The organism is Stenomitos rutilans (genome assembly GCF_059505485.1).
Map to the genome: position 1 here is coordinate 20,613 of NZ_JCACKR010000114.1, position 19,730 is coordinate 40,342.

The following is a 19,730-nucleotide window of genomic DNA, read 5'->3' on the forward strand; positions in this document are numbered from 1 at the left end:
AAACCTAAACACATCACAACCTATGGAAACAAAACCCCCACTTCCCCCATTCACCCTGGAAACTGCAAAAGCCAAAGTGCAAGCGGCAGAAGATGCCTGGAATACCCGCGATCCCGATCGGGTTGCTCTGGCCTATACCGAAGATTCGGAATGGCGCAATCGAGCCGAGTTTTTTAGTGGACGTGCTGCCATTAGAGAATTTCTCAAACGCAAGTGGGCAAAAGAACTCGACTACCGCCTCAAAAAAGAACTCTGGTGCTTTATGGACAACCGCATTGCGGTGCGCTTTGAATATGAATGGCACGATGATGCAGGCTTCTGGTATCGCGCCTATGGGAATGAGAATTGGGAATTTGCCGAAAATGGGTTGATGATGCGGCGGTTTGCCAGTATTAACGATGTGCCAATTCAAGAAGTCGATCGCAAGTTTCGTTGGGAGCGCTCCTAACCCATGCTCAACGTGAGCAACCACTCTGTTTCAGCCTGAATTTGACTGTGATGCGGCATTGCATTCTAAAAAAACTGGTTGACCAAGCAGCGAAAGTCAGGTAAGACTGGGCTGGTTAATTCATCTTGACTGTAGAGAGTAGCTACAAGCTTTAAGGCTGCATTCTCACGACGGTAGATTTCAACGGACTGTTCTTTAAGATTGACAATCCAATATTCAAAAACGCCTTGAGCAGAATACAGTTTTAGCTTTGCTTCCCGATCGCGCCGTTCATTTATTTTCCCTGGAGATAGTACTTCAACCACCAATTCCGGTGCAGCGGTAAGATGTCCTGCCTCATCTAACAAGCGCTCCAGGCGAGCATTACTGATCCAAACGACATCAGGAATCACATTATCGGAATCTGAAAAGACAACACCGGGCGTAATGTTTGCTCGACCCAACCCACTCTCATCTGACCAAAGCTTCAGTACTGATCCAATGTTGATGCAAGCCGCCTGATGTTCCCAGTTGGGTGCCCTTGTCACAAAAAGCTCTCCGTCAATAATTTCATAACGGTTCACGCGATCGCCTTCAAAAAGACCCAGATCGGCGATCGTCCAACGAATTGCATTAGTTGGCGTTGACTGCATGATTTGCCTCAAAGTTCACCATTAATCTTCCGTCGCAGTATTTCTGTCATCTGCGCCTGCCCCTCCTCGGCATCTGAAAAGTCATATCGCACAGCGTTAGGACTTCGACGACGCATGAGGGAACGAACGGCTTCCAGATCTTCTCGGTTTTCTAGAACATACGCCCGTAGCTCGGCTTTACTCATGCTTTCAAAGTCAGGTGTCATTAGAAAACTCCCAGCGTCCATCTTGAATCAATGCTAGTTTCAATGTTATCCCCAGCCAGAATACAGACATCGCCAGTAAGAGGATCGAACCGAAGTAATGTGATGTCTCAATAATGTCGATAAGCTTTGACTGCTTTTAGAGCTTGTTGAGTGGTTAGAGAATACATCTACCCTTATTCTGACATAGCCCTTAAATTAGTGAAAGGTGTTACCAGGTTAGTGCTAGCTTTACCTGATGATTTCAAGTGACCCAGAATTTTTGACTGCTATAGCCTTGATCAGTATAATTCTACATCCAAAGATCAGAAAGTATGAAGACATGAGAAACGTATCAGAAGTAGCTAAAGTATTTGAGATAGATAAAGAACTCGTTAAAAAGTGGGCATTCGAGTTTAAGCAACATCTTAGTGATTTTGCTAATCCTGCTAAAGGAAAAGCTCGTTTGTTTACACAATCAGACTTAAGAGTTTTAGCCGTTGTTTACTACTACTGGGACGAAGATCCAGACTACGAACATATAGATTCGCTTTTATGTTCAGGAAGGCAAGATGAGGAAATTTATACCGAGTTCCAGTATCTGAATACTCCCATATTCCAAGATTTGCTAAATACGGAAAACTACTACGAGGGCGAAGAAGCGTGGACTAGAGGAATAATAATAGGCGATATGGCTTCTAAATTCCATCAAGTTGAGGTTGCAAGGAGTTATAAAGCTGCTGCGGATGAATTGGTTAGACAGGTTAAGCTTAGTCCGTTACCATACGATCTTGCCTATCCTATATTTTTTCTGTACAGGCATTCCATTGAGTTATATCTAAAAATAGTAGGCGACTACGATTTTAATAAGGATGGAAGCGAGCATTCTATAGATACGCTTGTGGCAAGAATAGAAGTTAAGTACGGTGAAAAGTTTCCCTTTTGGATCAAAGAGCGCTTAATTGATTTCCATAGAATAGATCCTGGCTCCACTTCATTTAGATACTTAAATTCACAGTCTGACTCTAAACCAATTAGACACTCAGACAGCATTCCTGATTGCTATGTTGATTTTTTTAATTTGCAATTAGTGATGAATAGGTTGCATGAATTGTTTGAGGCTTTAATAGCTAAGAAAGGATGATTAAGCTGCTTTCAAATTTATTAATCAAGGCTTGGTTGAAGGAGCAAAACGATTTTCAGTCACGGTAGAAAGAACAGCGCTAAAAACAGGGTCAGCCTTGCCAACCCTGCTTCAGTCATTGATGGTTCAAGCTTACTTAGACTTTTGTTTCTTCTCGCACCAACTTATCCCAGCCGAGATCTTTGAGGTTGTTGTTGCGGCGGAGAGGTCGGGTCACTAGTTCTAGAATGTCACGGGCGTTGGTGAAGCCGTGAATTTGAGCAAAGGTGAATTCCACTGACCATTTGGTGTTGATGCCCCGCGCTTCTAGGGGATTGGCGTGTGCCATGCCTGTAATCACGAGATCGGGCTTCAAGTCGTTGATACGCTGCAATTGGTTGTAGTTGTCGGGTTTTTCCACAATGGTGGGAGTGGGAACGCCCATTTCACGGCAGGTTTGCTCCAGATACGCGAGTTCGGCTGCTTGATACCTCTTGTCCATGTAGGGAATGCCGATTTCGGGACAGGTCATGCCGCAGCGAACCAGGAAGCGTGCCAGCGAGATTTCCAGCAGGTTGTCGCCCATAAAGAAGACGGATTTGCCGCGAATGAGTTGGAGGTAGTCTTCCAGGCTTGCCCAGATTTGCGCTTCGCGATTGTCCAACCCTTTCGGTTCAATGCCAAACACCGAGCAGATTTTTTCAATCCAGGCACGGGTACCATCAGGGCCGATCGGGAAGGGAGCGCCAATCAGCTTGCACTTACGACGACGCATAAAGGTGGTCGCGGTGCGCGAGAGAAAGGGATTCACGCCTGCCACATAATAGCCTTCTTCAATCACGGGCAATTCCGTGTAGCGCTTAGCAGGCAACCAACCGGAAACTTTAATGCCCTGTTTTTTCAATTCCAACGTCAATTGGGTAACTACTGGATCAGGCAGAGAGCCGAACAGCAACAGCGGCGGGTGATCCACATATTCCGATTCGGATGTGGCAATCTCTTCTTTTTTGCGACCAAAGTTTAGCAATTTGGTAATCGCGTTGCGTTCTTCTTTGTCGCCCTCTGCTGCGGGGGCCTTGTCGGGGCAGCGGTTGACCATTGCCGCAAGAACGGTATCTTCACCCTGCGTGAAGGCATAATCCAACCCATTCGCACGCGCGACGACGATCGGAATCCCAATCTCTGCCTCTAACCGGGGAGCCAACCCTTCCAGATCCATTTTGATGATTTCGGTGGTGCAGGTGCCAATCCACACAATCACGCTGGGGTTGCGATCGCGCTTAATCTGGGCACACAACCGCTTCAGTTCTTCGTAATCGTTCAATTGTGCGGAAATGTCGCCTTCTTCCAGTTCTGCCATCGCGTAGCGCGGCTCAGCAAAGATCATCACGCCCATTGCGTTTTGCAGAAAGTAGCCGCAGGTCTTGGTGCCAATGACGAGAAAGAAGCTGTCTTCAATTTTTTGATACAGCCATGCGACGCAGCTAATGGGGCAGAAGGTGTGGTAGTTGCCTGTTTCGCATTCAAAGTTCAGGGCTTGCGGTTCGGTTTCGGCAAGAGTCATAGATTGGTGTCCTCTCTAGAAGGAATTGTTAATAGTTGGTAGGGGCGGTTTTAGAAATCAAACTGATTACTAGCAAAAGGGATTCACAAACCCGCCCGTACAGAAGATAGTGGAGGATTAATCACGGCGATCGCGGGAGCCACGGCAGTCTTCATCCATTTCAGCAGGCGCTTTAAGTGGAATTTGACTGGCTTGAATGTTGATCTCATTTAAGCCAGCAGGCAGTAGCTTACGGGAGCCATTTTTAGGATCGCTGGTGGTACCGCTGGTGGCTGCCAGTTTGTCTAGCTGGTCTTCAGGGTTGAAGTTGAGTCCCAGTGCCATGACGATGCGATCGGGGTTACTGCTTAGATCGACCACCAGGGGTAACAGTTGCGCCAAACGTGGTTCCAACACTGAGAGGGTTGCCAAAATAAAACCAGAGGAGGGACGGCGTTGTCCATCGCAGTTGACCCATACACCCAGTCTCGACAGCCATTGGCGATTTTCGGCGTAGTAGGTCAACCATTTTTCTCGCACCGATTGGCGAATTTGCTCAGTGTTCACGGGGAAGTAAGTTTTGAGTTTTGAGTTGGTTCGCTAACTCGTAACTCATAACTCATAACTCAAAACTGCCCCTTAGACCATCATCAGATCTAATTCTTCTGATTCTGTTCGCGTAGGTGGTTTGGCAGGGTTGAGGTAGAAGTCAGAGAGAAGGGCGAACAGGTCGCGATCGGGTGTATCGTTGGGAACAACACCTTCGGGACGCGCCAGAATTTGATCCGCAATGTTGAGGTAGTAGTCACACACATAGTTGAGTGACGGATCGGTTTCTGCCATTTCAAACAGCGTCTTGCCCTTCACCCGCGACACGCGAATGTCTTCAATCAGCGGCAAAATCTCCAAAATGGGCATGGGCACGGTTTCAACGTACTTGTCAATCAGGTCGCGCTTGGACGTGCGGTTGCCGATGAGGCCACCGAGACGGAGGGGATGAGTACGGGCTTTTTCGCGCACAGAAGCCGCAATGCGGTTGGCTGCAAACAGCGCATCAAAACCGTTGTCGGTGACGATCATGCAGTAGTCAGCATAGTTGAGGGGAGCGGCAAAGCCACCGCACACCACGTCGCCCAGCACGTCAAACAGAATGACATCGTATTCATCAAAGGCGTTGAGTTCTTTCAACAGCTTGACGGTTTCGCCCACCACGTAGCCGCCACAGCCTGCGCCTGCGGGAGGTCCACCTGCTTCGACGCAATCCACGCCGCCATAGCCTTTATAGATGACATCTTCAGACCACACATCTTCGTAGTGATAGTCTTTTTCTTGCAGGGTGTCGATGATGGTGGGGATGAGGAACCCTGTGAGCGTGAAGGTGCTGTCGTGTTTGGGGTCGCACCCAATTTGCAAAACTTTTTTGCCACGACGCGCCAGTGCGACTGAGATGTTGCAGCTTGTCGTGGATTTGCCAATGCCGCCTTTGCCGTAAACTGCGAGTTTCACTCTAGTTAGTCTCCTAATCGTGTCGTGGGCTAATGCCGCTGGTCGTTGAAGTCATTATTGGGCAACTCGATCGCAAAGGAAAGCGCCACCAACAATGAACAGACTTGCTAAACAAACGATGAACCCGTCTAAATTTACCAGAGCCTTCTCAGCAAGCATAAAGCCCTATCAATTTCTAAAACGATCGCTTAATCAGTTTTAACTTTGCTTTTTATATAAAACGGAACAAAAGACAATCAAGAAAACACCGCTGAAATGTTTGCTCTGGCGGAATTTTGCTGCGATCGCCCCTCCACCACGTGCCCATTCATCGCTCTCATAGCCTCCCTAGAAGGGATCAGCAGCACCGTAAGCGTTACTGAGCGGCGATCGACCTACTGAAACCCAGGCAATCATCTATTTGTCGCGGCTGACTCAACGGGATTCGATCGCCGCAAACCACTCTTTTATTAAAAATAGTGACAACTTGCCAACCTGTATCCTTTTCGTAACAGTTGCGTTACCGCTTCACATAGACGCGCAGGAGTTTGGAAGACTTTTTGAAATCGTAGCGTAGTAACTTTTGCCCATCGGCTGAAACATTTAAAGTGAATGTACAGCACTTGGTACATTTGAGAGGGTTAGTTGAACCGTCTGTCCTTTTGATGAGTTTGGCTAGGTCAATGGTCAAAATGAATTTGTCGCTGTCATGCTTGACTTGTCCGTCTGCCTTGAAATCTAACTCCTGAAATTCAAACTTGCCATCTGCGGCGATCGTGACTTTGCTTGTGATGAACGACCGCCTTAGAAGTATTTCCATTGACTTTAAGGTTTCATCATCCAGCCCGTCTTTTTGCATCTCTTCTAATCTCGTGGCTACCCATCGCTCTTCATCATCAAGGGTATACGTTCCTGCCAGTGACTCGATCGTGAGTGGTGCGAGAGTGGGCGAGACGATAGCGGGTTGAGGCGAAGCGGGACGATCGTCGTTGGCGATCGCAGACGATCCCGATAACACCAAGACTGGCGGTAAAAATAAGACAGGTGAAATTCGCATGATGATTAAAGTAGGTTGAGGTGCGATCGCACAAACAGGATTGACGTGGTTTGACCAAAACCTCGGAGGTTTAAACGGCTACATTGGGTAACGACGCCTCATTTGTGGTTAAAACCTCCGAGGTTTGCGTAAGTCTTAATAAAGCTATGCCAGAGTCTAACAAACGTGTCGGCATACCTTCATCGGCGTTTTTACTTGCTCAATCATTGAAGTTCTACGACCAGAATTGGGCAATCGACCAGAATTGGGCAATTTGATCAAATGTTGACTAAGTTCTGTGGTGCGATCGCAAAATTGGCTAAAAATTTTGCATCAACCTCAAGCCACAGGCAGTATAACGTCAGTAGATGTAGAACGTTTCTAAGCTTGGTGCATAACATTCATTTCGCGATCGGGCGTTTCTTGACCGATGGAGGCTCCATACGGTGACGAGAGGAAAACCCATTTGAGTAGACTGAAAGCCTTTTTTTTGGGAAGTGGACCTGTAGCAACATCTTTGGATTGTGGCGTATTGAATTTTCACATGCGCTGGCAGCAAACAATTTCAACCATCCTCGTTAACGTGTAAAGGAGATAATCGTGGTTCAAGATTTCACAGCCTTCAGAAAAATTTCGTTTCAGACCGTCGATGTCGAAGTCGCTCTCGCTGAGATTGAGTATCAATACCTCAAATTTGTCTGCGAAGCAACGCTCCGTAATTCCGATGAAGTATTGCGAGAGCAAATTCGCCATTTGCACATTGCAGGTTTACCTTCGTTTGATGATTGGCGCAAACAAGACACGGCTCAAGCGCTGTTGTTGCCTGCGATTGAAACCAACACCATTCCAACGACGGCGATCGAAAGCCAGGATGCCCCTATTGAAACCATCGCTGAACCAGTTGTAAAACCTGATGGACGGAAGAAGAACGGTCGCAAACCCTCAGAATCAACCGCAACCGCGAAAGCAACTAAAGCAAAGCCGTCAACGAATGCCACCGCCAGCAGCGCCACACCCGGTAGTGCCACCGAGAAGCTCATCAGCGCTCTGTCTGATCAGGCGACCGCCAAGCTCACCTCGCGCACGGTCATTGAGCAACAGCACGAACTTCTGAGCGCCGTGTTGAAAGAAGGAAAATCGTATGATGACCTCGCTGAAATTTTGACAAGTCACGGTGCCAAGATTAGCGCTTCTACCTTGAGAAACTACATTTCAGCCGCAAGACGATTAGCTAAAATCGGGAAAGCCGCTAAAGCAGGTAAAGCCACTGCTGCAAAAATTACCGATACGCCTGCCTCGATCGCCTCTGAACCATCGGCTGACGAAGCAACACCTGCTGAACCAACCCCGATCAACGCTCCGGCACCCTCATCATCCAAAGAGGCTACAACAGAATCAATTCCAGCGCCAGCAAAACCTAAGCGTGGTCGCCCTAAAGCGGCTGCTAAAAACAGCCTTGAGCGCGAAACCAGCATCAAAGGCAAGCCTGGACGAAAGCCATCATCGAAGGAAGCCGTTGCCCAAGCGCCTGTGCCCAAACGACGCAAGGCTAGAGTCTAGTTTCGTTGTAACCAGCCATAAACTGTCTCAACGGCTAACGACAAGGTTACGCCGTCCAGTGCAGTCAACCGATCGCTGCCAAAGAGTAACTCTGGCAAGCGATCGGGCTGGTAGACCAGGATTGACCGCTCGTGGGGATCAAGCAACCAGCCTAACTGACTGCCATGCCGAAGACAGTGGAGCATGTTGCCAGTGACCTTCGTTTGGCTTTGAGCCGGAGAGAGAATTTCAATCACCCAGGGTGGAGCAAACTCAATACCAGCGCTGCTTCTATCGCCACTTTCATCCAGTGGCAGGTGGTTTTTAGCAATGACCACCACATCTGGCACAATGGAACGGTTGCCATAGACGCTATTGCGGCTTCCCGAAGGGTAGGTGCAATAGCGTCTATGGCAAGGCTTCATAGCCCGTCTGTGCCTGATCGATCGCTGCGATCAAACCTTTCTGCAACAGACTGTGTTTACCAACACCCATCGGCTTTTGCACTCCCTCGCCATTAATGTATTCCCAAGAGGATGATTCCTCAATATGAGGCAACTGCAAGAATGCCTGTAAAGTAACTTTAGCAGGACTTACGCAGTTGCCCCCTAAATCCCCCAACTTTGGGGGACTTTAAGTGCTTGCTCCCAAAGTTGGGGGCCGGGGGGCAGTTTTGCGAGAATTTGCGTAAGTCTTGTTTAGGTGTTGCGATCGTCATAGCTGCTCACTTTATGGTCGAACCATCCATACTTGATGGCTTCTGCTAAAACGTAATCACCGTCCGAATGCCCTCACCGCTATGCATTAGGTCAAAGGCTTCGTTGATACGATCAACGGGCATCACATTTGTGATCAAATCATCAATATTGATTTTGCCGTCCATATACCAGTCTACAATCTTAGGGACATCGGTGCGGCCTCTTGCGCCACCAAACGCACTGCCCTTCCACACGCGACCCGTCACCAGTTGAAACGGGCGAGTACTGATTTCTTGCCCTGCCCCTGCCACACCAATGATGACGCTCACGCCCCAGCCCTTGTGGCAGCATTCCAGCGCTTGACGCATCACGTTGACATTGCCAATGCATTCAAAGCTATAGTCAGCGCCACCCTTCGTCAGCTCGACTAAATGCGCGACCAAATCGCCTTCAATTTCACTGGGATTCACAAAATGCGTCATGCCCAGCTTTTCAGCCAGGGCTTTCTTTTTGGGGTTCAGGTCTACGCCCACAATCATATTGGCACCCACCATGCGGGCACCTTGAATGACGTTTAGCCCAATGCCACCCAGCCCAAAGACGACGACATTCGCTCCTGGCTCGACCTTTGCGGTGTTGATGACGGCACCAACTCCAGTTGTAACGCCACAGCCGATATAGCAGACCTTTTCAAACGGCGCGTCTTCGCGGATTTTGGCGACGGCAATTTCGGGCAGCACAGTGTAGTTGGCAAACGTGGAGGTGCCCATGTAGTGGTAAAGCGGTTTGCCGTCGATCGAAAACCGACTACCACCATCCGGCATCACACCTCGCCCTTGAGTAGAGCGGATTGCCTGACACAGATTGGTTTTCTGACTTAAACAGTATTCACAGTGGCGACATTCGGGTGTGTACAGAGGAATGACATGGTCGCCTGGTTTGAGCGATGTGACGCCTGCACCAACGTCTACAACAACACCCGCGCCCTCATGCCCCAGAATGGCAGGAAACAGCCCCTCAGGGTCACTACCAGAGAGCGTGTAGGCATCGGTATGACAAACGCCAGTCGCTTTAATTTCCACCAGCACTTCGCCTGCTTTAGGGCCTTCAAGCTGCACGGTTTCGATACTGAGGGGTTTGCCTGCTTCGAGCGCGACAGCAGCTTTGACATCCATAACGTTGCTCCAAGTCTATTTATCTATTTAATTTATCTATTTATATCTATTTAAATGATGTGCGATCGCAGCGTTGAGATTGGAGCAAGACGACTCTAATTCATAAGGCTGCAATCCATAGTCTAAAGCAGCTTGCTTGGTAAGGAAGCAAGGGAAGCAGGGGAGGCAGGGGAGGCAGGGGAAGCAAGGGAGGCAGGGGAAAGGCTAAAGGCTAAAAAAGCTGACCGCTAACTGCTGATAGCTGACCGCTAATTGCTTAATCAACTCAAAACTGCCCTCGCACCTTCTGCATCCTCTCATACCAATTTGAATTGAAAATGCGACACATCCTGTAGGGGCAAGGCATTGCCTTGCCCCTACCCACCGATTGATCTGTAGCCGTCATTCTTTAAATCGGTATCACTCCCTCCGCGTCACCCATTGAGCCGATCGCGCCCACAGCCAACCCAGACCACTGCCGATGACGTAAGGCGGAAGATCCAACCAGTTAAAGGTATTGCCTAGAATGAGCCGCCCTGCTAAAGTAGCGCGTGCTGCTTCTAAAAATGGTGGATGCCAAAGCTGAAGCCACTCTAAGCCGCAAGTCACCAGGCAAACACCGATCGCGATCGCCCGTGAGGATGTGCGCGGTGAGAAGAAAGCCGCGAGCAAAACCCAGAAAATTTCGTAGGCAAGGCTGCCGATCGCATCATTTAACCATGCGAAGGTCGGGTTGGGAGCGAAGCGAATGACATACCCGATCGGCACAATGATCGCCATGCTGACTAACAGCACCAACCGATAGTTTAAAAACCAGGAACCTTTGGAGTGCAAACGTGGCATCAGAAATTTTGCGCGACTGCGATCGAGGGCAATTTTTTGACGAATGAGAAGAGAAGTAGATCCCTAACTAATGACTTAAAAGTAGATGATCGGCGACTAGTCAGGGTTGACGTTTGAGTAACGAACTGTAAAGATAACGACCTTTCAAAGTTTTCGACTCCTTCTACTGTGTTCGATCAGCTAAAAAGCTAATTATTGAAAAAAACCGTTGAGTCCATAAGAAAAACTGATCGCTGGTGCTCGATCGAGGCTGAATGAAACCCAAGATCGTATAGTGCACTCAATAAAATGGACAAAAAATGAAGGAGTTGGTATCGTCCATTATTGGTTGCTTTAGCCTCAACACAAAAATTTAGAAAGTTTTTTCAAAAAAAGTGAGCATTTTCAAAATTCTTTGTTAAAGTTGGAGGCAATTTTACATCCATTTCTGAGAGCTTTATTCGAGCGTCTATGACTGCTAAATTGTCTCCCGATCCGATTGAAACTGATTCCGCTGAATCAGAGATTGCCGAACTCGACTTTGCGATCGATCTCACTGAAATTGAAGAGCTAGATCCGGACGATCCGGTTCCAGACAAGGTTCCATATAAGCCAACCAAAGCTGAACGTCTCGGTCTTACCGATGATTCAGTCGGGTTATTTCTGCGCGAAATGGCTCGCTATCCTCTCCTAACTCAAGCACAAGAAATTGAGCTGGCGCGAGAAATTGTCAAAGGAGGCGATCGCGGTGAACAGGCAAAACGGAAGTTGGTGCGAGCAAACTTACGCCTGGTTGTCTCCATTGCCAAAAAATATCTCAACCGGGGTGTGCCGTTTCTAGATCTAATCCAGGAAGGTGCGATGGGGTTGATGCGCGCTGCTGAAAAGTTTGACTACGAACGCGGCTACAAGTTCTCGACCTACGCCTACTGGTGGATTCGTCAGGGCATTACACGCGCGATCGCCTCCCAATCTCGTACCGTGCGGCTTCCCGTCCACATGGTCGAAAAATTGAATCAAGTGCGCAAAGCCCGCCAAACGTTGTCTCAAGCGCTTGGACGCAAGCCAACCAAAGCCGAACTCGCGGCCGCCCTCGAAATTGATGAAGACAAGTTGGAGCAAGTGCTGGATGTGAGCCAGGGTACCCTCTCACTGCACGCTTGGGTTGGGCGAGAAGAAGATACAGAATTGATGCAGCTCATTGAAGATGCCGACAATGTTGCGCCAAACGATTGTTTGGATCACAAATTGCTGTGCGATCGTCTCAATTCTGTTTTGGATCACCTCAGCGATCGTGAGCGGGATATTATCCGACTGCGCTTTGGGTTAGAAGACGGCCAGCACTATACGCTGACTGAAATCGGCGAACTCTATCATCTCTCGCGAGAACGAGTGCGTCAAATTCAAGCTAAAGCGATGCGTAAACTTCGCCACCCACGCCGCCAAGCCTTACTCAAAGATTGGATTCGCTAAGTGAAACGAGCGATCGTCAATGCCTTAGACGCCATAGCCAGTGCAACTCAGTAGATGCTCGACGTTTGTTCTCGGTCGTAAAGGTTGGCCCATTAAACCAGATCATGAATGCAGCAATGAGCTAGGGCGCGTCATTAATTAAGCTCAAAAGTCTTGTATCAGCCTAACCGCGCCCGTCCCCACAAACAAGGCTAGGGACTGGAACCTTGCTGAAGCTACGTGTATGAGTCATTGATGTCAACCCCTAGCAAAGTGAGAGCAATCTTAGCTCTGCTTCTTTGGTGCAGATATGGAGCGCTTTAACAGTCATAATGAAAAGATCATTAGTATGAACAGTAGAAAGGTACGAACGGTTAACTCGCATGGTAGAGGCCGTACGTATTCGTCAATACTAAACTGAAGCTGATTGCGTATCGTTTAGTAATGCCAGGGTTAGGATGTTGACGCGTGAAAAAACCGCTATTCGTGTTCTAATTGTCGATGATCATGAACTCACCCGGCTCAGTCTGAGTTTGGCTCTTCGGAGTCAGACTGATATTGAACTGGTTGGTTTAGCGAGCAACGGACAAGAAGCGATCGATCTGGTGCACCAGCAGCAGCCAGATGTGATTATCCTGGATCTCCAGATGCCAGTTTTAGATGGGTTAAGCGCCTCCACTCAAATCAAAAGCACTAATCCAAAGATTCAGATTCTTGCCTACTCTTCGTTGGATGATCCGCAAACAGAAGTGATGATTCAGACGGCAAAGATCGATGCTTTCTGCAAAAAAGACACTGCAACGTTAGACCTGATTGCAATGGTCAGACACCTTGGGCAACAAGTTGTATAGGAACAGCGCGATCGCCCATACCTATTGACCTTTTTCGCTTGTGATCGTGCTGACTCTGGTGAGATAGCACCAACACATTGGCAGCACCCTTCACTAAAGAAGTGGGTAAAATCAAAAACAAGATAGACGCAGGGTTGGTTAAAGCTTAGAAACAAGGCCCACACAGGCCACGCTATCGCTTTTCTGAAAAGCCAGAACGGCTCTACCTATCTTGTAAAACGATTGTGCCTTCTGATTAGCTTGATAGGGAGTCTGGAAAAGTTTGCTTAAATTCATCCAAAAGGTCGTCAATTTCTTCGATCGCCTGGTTGACATCAATCCTTAGCGTGCCTAAGTCTGGTTGCTCTAACAAACGCACTAACGCTTCACGTTTGCCTTGAATCAGAGTAATACGCTCTCGAAGAGTATCAGGATTCATTGTTAGCGCTTCCTTTGCTGAATGTAAGCTTGCGTGGTCATTTAAGCCTTTACTGACCAGGTTCTATTGTAAAGCTTCTCTTCGTTAAACCGATTGTCTTCATGCCCGATCGAGCATTTATCCGTCCCTGGTGGGAGCTGTAGCAGTCACTATCTACGCTTGGTCTCATACCTAACGCAAATAGGGAGGGCGTTTGACGTTCACTGGTTTACTGCGCACGACTTCGTCAATAAAACGCTTGAGCGCCTGATCGCGGTTTTTCATAAACGCTGACCAAAAACCGGGTTGAAACTCATCCATTGTTTTAGCTAAGGCCCATACGTCCACAGCCAAAATGTTGTTGAGCGTCTCATCTTCTCGTTTCAACGCGTTAATTTGCTCTAGCAACGACTCTTTTTCAGCAGAACGTCGATTTTCATCCTCAGACATAGAAGTGCCCACATGAAGGGAACAAAACGAACGAACAAGACGCGATCGTTGGCTACTTGACGGTATAAAGTCAGGGCTGCAATCAAGCCAGCCTTGCGGTGATAGGAGCGAATACCATTCACCTAACCTGATTGCATTGGCGTTGTCAAACGGCAGCGACCCTGTACCTGTCTGCACGGTGCTAGCATTACCCGCGCATTCATTTAGCCTCCTGGTCAACCTCAATCAGCTATCCCGAAGCTCACGATATCGATCGTGTACGCAGCTTCACCATTCAGTAAGAGTATCGATTTTAGGATTGTCTTGATCCCCCTAATCAGCACGAATGCCCTAAGAGAAGGATAATAAGCGTAGAATAAATCTTTACGATTCTGCCAGACCTTTATCTCTATGTTACGTCGAATTTCTCTAGGTACGCTGGGTCTTAGCGTCGGTGGTATTCTCACCATCATTGGCTTTTGGGCCTATTTTATTACCGATAATGCCACGCTGAACCTGGTGGGTTTCTTTTACGGCATTCCACTCTTATTAGGAGGGTTAGCGCTCAAAGCTTCTGAGTTGGAGCCAGTACCGTTGATGCAGCCAACGGCTCCTGATGTTCTTGCTCTTCGAGAGCAGCAAGCCACTTCAACTCAAAATCAGATTCGCAAAGATGTGACGCGCTATCGCTATGGGCAACGAGCACATCTGGATAGCTCGCTCAGCCATCTTGGCTTGAGTCCTACAGATGAGGAATGTCCAACGCTGATCGGCGTTCAGGAAGTGAAAACAGAGGGTGTATATACTCTAGTGTTGAAATTTGAGTCTCCTTTTATTCCCTTAGAGCTGTGGCAGGAAAAGCAGGATAAAATCGCAAGCTTTTTTGGCCCTGGCGTGAAGGCGATCGTCAGCCCAGCAGGAGATCAACGGGTCGATGTGGCGCTGGTTGCCCTTCCCTAAGAGCATGAAGCCAGTGTTAGCTCATCAATGACCAAGTCTGACAGCAGGGGTGTAAAGTTTGGCTCTTCGAAATATGAGGGTGTGACTAAGACTGGCTATGAACCCAGGACTCGCGCCCTACAACTACGATATGATCACCTCAACGGGACGGTTGATGCTTGAGTGAATTCATCACACTTCCACAGGGCTTGATTGGTCGTTTGAAGCGTTGACACCTTTGGAACCAACGCTTTTGGGTTGCATTGATTCAGACGATCGCCAGGGGAAGCCAAGCACGTTGTTTTCCTAAAATGTCGTTTGAAGCGGTGCTACGCATTGTTCACACAGCCATGAGATGCATGGCTGTGTGAACATTTATCGTTCTGATCAAACGGGAGTATGATGCCGTTCTGCTAGAGAGTTGCATGGAAGGATGTCATGGTTAAGGGCTACTGGCTTTGTCGCCTTGCTTTACTGACAACATTGAGTCTTAGTGCGATTGTGGTGCCTGCGATTGCTCAAGCTGGCGTGCCCCTCAAACGCGCTGTGATTGCTTCCCTGCGGAATGCCGTAGAACTCAACTTGCTCAATCAAGCGCCGCGATCGGCCAACATTCGTGATACGTTAGCCCCCGGTGACGCACTCTTAACCGCCCAAGCCGCACGAGCGGAACTACACTTTGATGACGGTTCACTGGCTAGAGTCGGGGGACAAGCGCTCTTCCGCTTTGAGGCAGAAAGCCGCACCCTACAACTGTTGAATGGGACGCTGCTCGTTTTAGTGCCTCCGAATCGTGGGCAAACCCGGATTCAAACCCCCAATGCCATTGCGAATGTCCCTGGTTCAGCGCTGTTTGTGCGCTATCTGCCAGCAACCAATGTCACTCTGGTTGGGGCACTCACCGAAAGTGGCATTGAGATTACCAACCGCGATCGCTCTCAAATGCAGACGCTGCAAGCGGGGCAGATTGCTGTTGTGGCTAACAATCGGATTGAGCAGGTGTATCGCTTTGACCTCAAGACGTTTTACGACACGAGCGAATTGGTCAAGGGGTTAAATTTGCAGTGCATGGCAGCGAACGATCGCACAGAAACCGATCCGGCGATCGCGGCAGTTCGTGCAGAAACCGCTGAGGCTGCAAACCCACAAGCGTTGCCTGGGTCTTGCAGTGAGAATACCGCCGCCACTGATCAACCGCCAGTCGCTGCCAAAGCTCCTGTAATCAACCAGTCTACACCAACGGCTACAACGTCTGTGGAGCAGCAGGCTGAACCCAGCGCGATCGCCCCACCTGCCGATCGCCTGTTAACTCCATCAACCGTGACGATGCCTGCGACGTTTCCACCAACCATTGCGCTTCCAACTACCATCCCGCTGGCGAATCCACCCGCTACTGGGTCTACCCCTCCAAGGCCAACAGAGCCGCCTGGTTTCAAAGGAATCTCTTCTGGTAGTGTTGGCGCACCTCCAGTACCCAACGGCCCACCCCCCGCCTCCACAGGCACACCTTCCGCGTCGGGTGATCTTTCCCCAGTGCAAGCGGGTTCTCTTCCGGGACAAACTCCCTGAGGGGGCAAAACCGGATTCTCGATCGCCTCCAACCAGCTACTAAGGTGCCAGACGCTCAAGGAGCCAATGGCCTTGCTCTAAACGATAGCGAAGACGATCGTGCAGACGGCTGGTACGTCCCTGCCAAAATTCGATCTGCATTGGAATGACTCGGTAGCCTCCCCAATGCGGGGGCCGAGGAACTTTTTCATCCGCATAGATGGTTTTCAACTCTGCAAAGCGTTGTTCTAGCACGTCGCGATTGGGAATGATGCGACTTTGATCAGAAGCCCAGGCACCCAACCGACTTGCTAACGGGCGGCTCTGAAAATAAGCGTCCATTTCGGCGGCTGTGATTTTCTCAACCCGACCTTCAATTCGCACCTGCCGTTCTAGTACAGTCCACAAAAAAACCAGCGCTGCGTGGGGATTATCTGTCAGTTCTTGCCCTTTGCGGCTTTCGTAGTTGGTGTAAAAGACAAAACCGCGATCATCCAAGCCTTTGAGCAACACGATGCGGGCAGACGGGATGCCTTCACGACTGGCCGTAGCAAGCGTCATCGCGTTGGGTTCGGGTAGCTGCGCCGCGATCGCCTGGTCTAACCAATGCTGAAACTGCTTGATGGGATCAGGATCAACGTCTGCTTCGTCGAGTGCTTGCAGCGTGTAGTTTTGTCGAAGGTCAGCAATGGATTGAATATTCAGATCTGAACGCATATCAAGGTAAAGTTTCTCGATTGATTCCCGTATGATATGTCTTCTGCCCAAGCGATCGCCCAGCTAAACGTGTTTTAAGGCATCTGGCATCACTAAATTAAATAAGTTAAGTTCGGTCTGCCTATAGTTTTGGTAGGCAAGCTCTCTTTTACCGTCTAATCGAGTCTGTATTGTTGCATGACTCTAAAACATGATTAATTGGGCTTTCCATGATTGAAGTTTTTGTCTTTCTATTTTGGGCATTCATCTTTTGTGCTGGTTTTTACTCGATTTTTTTGCTGATTCGAGCAATCGACAACCAGCGCAAACCACAGACAGGTAAACCGACTTTATATGTTCATATCTCACAACCGCTTCAGGGCAAGAACTTCAAGCAACAAAAGCAAACAGTTTTGCCAGCAGCAAAACAGTCAGTGACTGGCAAGGTACAAAACCAACTTCTTACCCTAGTGAATGGCGATATGAAAACAGCTAACAGGCTACTAGAGTACACCCGTAGAAAAAATCCTCTTCAGTCTGAACAATGGATATGGGAGAAAGTCATCCATGATTTGAAGCGCGATCGCCGTACTTGATAACGCTGAACTATGTATCTCAGACGATCGTTGAACTGCCTCCCAAAATAGCCTTACATCTTCAACCTTCCTTCGTTTTGGATTTGTTGCCTTCGGTCTTTTTAAGTGCTTGGTTCAGAGCGATGACGAGCTTTTCCAAATGCGTGCTGTCATGGGTTGCCATGAGGGTCAGTCTCAAACGGCTAATGGGCACGGTGGGCGGACGGATAGCTGGTGCAAAGATTCCTGCCTGACGTAACTGCTTGCCCAGATGCAGCACGATCGCAGGGCTAGCCACTTGCAAACATAGGATGGATGACTCAGACGCTAGAAGCTTCATCTCCAGATTGCTTCTAGTGGCAAGCTGCTGACTCAAAGCTTGCTTGAGGGTCGTGACGTTTTGCCAGAGTTGAGCGCGACGATCGGGATCTTGCTGGACGATCGCAATAGCAGCTAGAGCAGCGGCAGTATCGGCTGGAGATAGCCCGGTGGTGTAAATAAAGCCAGCCGCACGGTTTCGTAGGTAGTCGATGAGCGTGGCTGAACCAGCGACATACCCGCCGAGACTGCCCAGTGCTTTGCTGAGTGTACCTACCTGCACGATCGCGCGTCCCGTACAGCCAAAATGCTCCACACCCCCTGCGCCTGTTGCACCTAAAACGCCTGTGGCATGGGCTTCGTCCACCAGCAGCATGGCCTCAAATGTGTCTGAGAGTGCCAGAAGCTCTGGGAGCGGACACAGGTCGCCATCCATGCTGAAGACGCTATCGGTGAGTAATAAACAGCGACGGTACCGATCGCGGTGCTGCGCCAATAATTGCTGAACCTGAGCTACATCCCCATGAGCGTAGTCCAACACCGTTGCCCCACTGAGGATAGCGCCCTGCTTAAGGCTGGAGTGGTTGTATTGATCAGACAGAATGAGATCTCGCTTACCAACCAGTGCGCTCACGGTGCCCACATTTGCCAGATAGCCAGAGCTAAAGACCAGGGCGGCTTCCGTTTGTTTCAGCGCTGCGATCGCCCGTTCTAGCTGCTCATGCAGTTCTCGATGCCCACTGACCAGCCGTGATCCTGTGCTGCCCGTGCCAAACTCCTGAATGGCCGCGATCGCGGCTTGCATCAGGCGATCGTCTCCTGTCAGTCCCAAGTAGTCATTGCTGGCAAAGTTGATGACGGCTTGCCCATCCATTTGCACTACGGCACCAGCACGCCCCTGGGTTGCTTGCACTGAGCGATACCAATCTGCCCGATGAATGGTTATGAGAGCGTCCTCTAACCAGGCGTAGGGAGTAGACATTGCAATTTTGGGTGGAATGTTGCTTAGAGAGCGATCAGCGATCAGCTTCAAGAGTAGACTGTGATTCCTGACCTTTCAGGTTGCTTCCCAGAAGAGCTACTGACCGCTGACCGCTGACCACTAATTGCTATCTTCGTAAGAATCGAGACCCGTTTGCTGCATATAGCTGAGAAGCCAGTTCGCGATCGTCGCGCGTCGGGTCTTGCGTGGAATCAGTTCGCCAACCTTGTAGCCTTGAAACCCAAGCTTCTCCTTCAGCAGTTGTTTGTTTTCGGCGGGAATGGATCGTGTCAGCTTGACATTAGGCGGACGATGTTCGATAAAGTCTGGTGGTTCAGGATAGGCTTCTTGCCAATCTGGGGAGACGGCAGTTGTATCCCAGCGATCGCTTGTTGCGTCGTAACGGTAGCCCAACCCATGCCACACCAACTGATTCACAGTCGCATCATCCAGCGTTTCATCGAGAATAGCCCAAATGGTTGTAGTGGTCAGGGGTGGAATGCTAGTCATCATCGCTCTGGATTGGCGATCGTGTTTTGCGCGTTGACTTGGGTGGAGTGCGGTGTACTCCAAAGCATTTTTCACTGCGATAGCGCAGCCAAACTCGTAGCTGCTGTGGAATTTGCTCCTTTTGTTCCTTGGCGAGTGTGTTGTAAAGGGCCAGAGCACGATGCGTGCTAACGCACAGACTAACGCCAACGCGCTCGCCTCGGCAGGCAGCATTCCTGTGAGCATCCCAGTAACTGCGAGCAACCCGAATCCGTCGGCAAGCTTCTTTGATCAGGGCTTCTCCTGTCAACGGTTGTTTCTGTGCCATCATGCAATCATACCAAATTAAACAAGGCCTGCGACAGATAGGGCCTCGACGATAAAGCGAAAGC

Annotated in this window: 25 protein-coding genes; 8 read left to right on the forward strand and 17 right to left on the reverse strand. The window is 49.3% G+C overall.

Annotated elements, in window-relative coordinates; translation table 11 throughout:
* Window positions 1–22: 22 nt before the first annotated feature.
* Window positions 23–448 carry a nuclear transport factor 2 family protein gene (locus AC5JLP_RS22960; protein ID WP_496070284.1) on the forward strand — a complete coding sequence of 142 codons (426 nt, stop codon included), beginning with the start codon at window positions 23–25 and terminating at the stop codon, window positions 446–448.
* 65 nt (window positions 449–513) lie between these two features.
* On the opposite strand, the gene AC5JLP_RS22965 is transcribed toward AC5JLP_RS22960, so the two are convergent.
* The 3 genes from AC5JLP_RS22965 to AC5JLP_RS22975 are packed head-to-tail and all read right to left on the reverse strand — an operon-like array spanning window position 514 to window position 1,390.
* Window positions 514–1,080: a Uma2 family endonuclease gene (locus AC5JLP_RS22965; RefSeq protein WP_496070285.1), complete on the reverse strand. Its 567-nt coding sequence runs from the start codon at window positions 1,078–1,080 to the stop codon at window positions 514–516.
* Window positions 1,081–1,088: 8 nt separating this feature from the next.
* The gene (locus AC5JLP_RS22970) at window positions 1,089–1,286 is read right to left on the reverse strand and encodes a DUF6887 family protein (protein WP_496070286.1); all 198 of its coding nucleotides are present in this window, start codon (window positions 1,284–1,286) and stop codon (window positions 1,089–1,091) included.
* Window positions 1,286–1,390: a hypothetical protein gene (locus tag AC5JLP_RS22975; RefSeq protein ID WP_496070309.1), complete on the reverse strand. Its 105-nt coding sequence runs from the start codon at window positions 1,388–1,390 to the stop codon at window positions 1,286–1,288. The genes AC5JLP_RS22970 and AC5JLP_RS22975 overlap by 1 nt, the downstream gene beginning before the upstream one ends.
* A gap of 131 nt (window positions 1,391–1,521) precedes the next feature.
* On the opposite strand from AC5JLP_RS22975, the gene AC5JLP_RS22980 reads away from it, so the two are divergent.
* Complete coding sequence (locus AC5JLP_RS22980) at window positions 1,522–2,406, forward strand: hypothetical protein (protein ID WP_496070287.1); 885 nt, start codon at window positions 1,522–1,524, stop codon at window positions 2,404–2,406.
* A gap of 136 nt (window positions 2,407–2,542) precedes the next feature.
* On the opposite strand, the gene AC5JLP_RS22985 is transcribed toward AC5JLP_RS22980, so the two are convergent.
* The 4 genes from AC5JLP_RS22985 to AC5JLP_RS23000 all read right to left on the reverse strand — a co-directional run bounded on the left by AC5JLP_RS22985 (window position 2,543) and on the right by AC5JLP_RS23000 (window position 6,470).
* Entirely contained in the window at window positions 2,543–3,949 is a 1,407-nt protein-coding gene (locus tag AC5JLP_RS22985; RefSeq protein WP_496070288.1) for a ferredoxin:protochlorophyllide reductase (ATP-dependent) subunit N, read from the reverse strand.
* 117 nt (window positions 3,950–4,066) lie between these two features.
* The gene (locus AC5JLP_RS22990; protein WP_496070289.1) at window positions 4,067–4,495 is read right to left on the reverse strand and encodes a DUF5331 domain-containing protein; all 429 of its coding nucleotides are present in this window, start codon (window positions 4,493–4,495) and stop codon (window positions 4,067–4,069) included.
* A 72-nt stretch (window positions 4,496–4,567) separates the two neighbouring features.
* Window positions 4,568–5,434: a ferredoxin:protochlorophyllide reductase (ATP-dependent) iron-sulfur ATP-binding protein gene (bchL, locus tag AC5JLP_RS22995; RefSeq protein WP_496070290.1), complete on the reverse strand. Its 867-nt coding sequence runs from the start codon at window positions 5,432–5,434 to the stop codon at window positions 4,568–4,570.
* Between the two features lie 499 nt (window positions 5,435–5,933).
* Window positions 5,934–6,470, reverse strand: a complete 537-nt coding sequence (locus AC5JLP_RS23000) for a hypothetical protein (protein ID WP_496070291.1) — start codon at window positions 6,468–6,470, stop codon at window positions 5,934–5,936.
* Window positions 6,471–7,049: 579 nt separating this feature from the next.
* On the opposite strand from AC5JLP_RS23000, the gene AC5JLP_RS23005 reads away from it, so the two are divergent.
* Window positions 7,050–8,009 (forward strand): hypothetical protein, encoded by a 960-nt coding sequence (locus AC5JLP_RS23005; RefSeq protein ID WP_496070292.1) that lies wholly within the window; start codon window positions 7,050–7,052, stop codon window positions 8,007–8,009.
* On the opposite strand, the gene AC5JLP_RS23010 is transcribed toward AC5JLP_RS23005, so the two are convergent.
* The 4 genes from AC5JLP_RS23010 to AC5JLP_RS23025 all read right to left on the reverse strand — a co-directional run bounded on the left by AC5JLP_RS23010 (window position 8,006) and on the right by AC5JLP_RS23025 (window position 10,683).
* Complete coding sequence (locus AC5JLP_RS23010) at window positions 8,006–8,413, reverse strand: Uma2 family endonuclease (RefSeq protein ID WP_496070293.1); 408 nt, start codon at window positions 8,411–8,413, stop codon at window positions 8,006–8,008. The two genes, AC5JLP_RS23005 and AC5JLP_RS23010, sit on opposite strands and share 4 nt — an antisense overlap.
* Window positions 8,397–8,552, reverse strand: coding sequence for a hypothetical protein (locus AC5JLP_RS23015; RefSeq protein WP_496070294.1), 156 nt, complete (start codon window positions 8,550–8,552; stop codon window positions 8,397–8,399). The genes AC5JLP_RS23010 and AC5JLP_RS23015 overlap by 17 nt, the downstream gene beginning before the upstream one ends.
* Window positions 8,553–8,751: 199 nt before the next feature.
* Complete coding sequence (locus AC5JLP_RS23020) at window positions 8,752–9,861, reverse strand: S-(hydroxymethyl)glutathione dehydrogenase/class III alcohol dehydrogenase (RefSeq protein WP_496070295.1); 1,110 nt, start codon at window positions 9,859–9,861, stop codon at window positions 8,752–8,754.
* A gap of 399 nt (window positions 9,862–10,260) precedes the next feature.
* Window positions 10,261–10,683 carry a ribosomal maturation YjgA family protein gene (locus tag AC5JLP_RS23025; protein WP_496070296.1) on the reverse strand — a complete coding sequence of 141 codons (423 nt, stop codon included), beginning with the start codon at window positions 10,681–10,683 and terminating at the stop codon, window positions 10,261–10,263.
* A gap of 450 nt (window positions 10,684–11,133) precedes the next feature.
* Between AC5JLP_RS23025 and AC5JLP_RS23030 the strand changes: the two genes are divergently transcribed.
* Both AC5JLP_RS23030 and AC5JLP_RS23035 read left to right on the forward strand, forming a co-directional pair.
* Complete coding sequence (locus AC5JLP_RS23030; protein WP_496070297.1) at window positions 11,134–12,135, forward strand: sigma-70 family RNA polymerase sigma factor; 1,002 nt, start codon at window positions 11,134–11,136, stop codon at window positions 12,133–12,135.
* 437 nt (window positions 12,136–12,572) lie between these two features.
* The gene (locus AC5JLP_RS23035; RefSeq protein WP_496070298.1) at window positions 12,573–12,965 is read left to right on the forward strand and encodes a response regulator; all 393 of its coding nucleotides are present in this window, start codon (window positions 12,573–12,575) and stop codon (window positions 12,963–12,965) included.
* A 235-nt stretch (window positions 12,966–13,200) separates the two neighbouring features.
* On the opposite strand, the gene AC5JLP_RS23040 is transcribed toward AC5JLP_RS23035, so the two are convergent.
* Together AC5JLP_RS23040 and AC5JLP_RS23045 are read right to left on the reverse strand one after the other, a co-directional pair.
* The gene (locus AC5JLP_RS23040; protein WP_496070299.1) at window positions 13,201–13,383 is read right to left on the reverse strand and encodes a hypothetical protein; all 183 of its coding nucleotides are present in this window, start codon (window positions 13,381–13,383) and stop codon (window positions 13,201–13,203) included.
* A 171-nt stretch (window positions 13,384–13,554) separates the two neighbouring features.
* A complete protein-coding gene (locus tag AC5JLP_RS23045; RefSeq protein WP_496070300.1) occupies window positions 13,555–13,812 on the reverse strand; it encodes a hypothetical protein in 258 nt (85 codons plus the stop codon).
* Between the two features lie 390 nt (window positions 13,813–14,202).
* On the opposite strand from AC5JLP_RS23045, the gene AC5JLP_RS23050 reads away from it, so the two are divergent.
* Both AC5JLP_RS23050 and AC5JLP_RS23055 read left to right on the forward strand, forming a co-directional pair.
* Complete coding sequence (locus AC5JLP_RS23050) at window positions 14,203–14,751, forward strand: DUF2854 domain-containing protein (protein WP_496070301.1); 549 nt, start codon at window positions 14,203–14,205, stop codon at window positions 14,749–14,751.
* A 417-nt stretch (window positions 14,752–15,168) separates the two neighbouring features.
* Entirely contained in the window at window positions 15,169–16,299 is a 1,131-nt protein-coding gene (locus AC5JLP_RS23055; RefSeq protein WP_496070302.1) for a FecR domain-containing protein, read from the forward strand.
* 39 nt (window positions 16,300–16,338) lie between these two features.
* Here the strand turns inward: AC5JLP_RS23055 and pdxH are convergent, their stop codons facing one another.
* Window positions 16,339–16,995: a pyridoxamine 5'-phosphate oxidase gene (gene pdxH / locus AC5JLP_RS23060; protein ID WP_496070303.1), complete on the reverse strand. Its 657-nt coding sequence runs from the start codon at window positions 16,993–16,995 to the stop codon at window positions 16,339–16,341.
* 209 nt (window positions 16,996–17,204) lie between these two features.
* Here pdxH and AC5JLP_RS23065 point away from each other — a divergent pair, with 209 nt between their 5' ends.
* The gene (locus AC5JLP_RS23065; protein WP_496070304.1) at window positions 17,205–17,570 is read left to right on the forward strand and encodes a hypothetical protein; all 366 of its coding nucleotides are present in this window, start codon (window positions 17,205–17,207) and stop codon (window positions 17,568–17,570) included.
* Window positions 17,571–17,631: 61 nt separating this feature from the next.
* Here AC5JLP_RS23065 and bioF read toward each other — a convergent pair whose 3' ends face one another.
* The 3 genes from bioF to AC5JLP_RS23080 all read right to left on the reverse strand — a co-directional run bounded on the left by bioF (window position 17,632) and on the right by AC5JLP_RS23080 (window position 19,669).
* A complete protein-coding gene (gene bioF, locus AC5JLP_RS23070) occupies window positions 17,632–18,900 on the reverse strand; it encodes an 8-amino-7-oxononanoate synthase (protein ID WP_496070305.1) in 1,269 nt (422 codons plus the stop codon).
* Between the two features lie 69 nt (window positions 18,901–18,969).
* Complete coding sequence (locus AC5JLP_RS23075; protein WP_496070306.1) at window positions 18,970–19,362, reverse strand: DUF1823 family protein; 393 nt, start codon at window positions 19,360–19,362, stop codon at window positions 18,970–18,972.
* Complete coding sequence (locus AC5JLP_RS23080; RefSeq protein WP_496070307.1) at window positions 19,352–19,669, reverse strand: Precorrin-3B methylase; 318 nt, start codon at window positions 19,667–19,669, stop codon at window positions 19,352–19,354. Before AC5JLP_RS23080 ends, AC5JLP_RS23075 begins: the two co-directional genes overlap by 11 nt.
* Window positions 19,670–19,730: the final 61 nt, after the last annotated feature.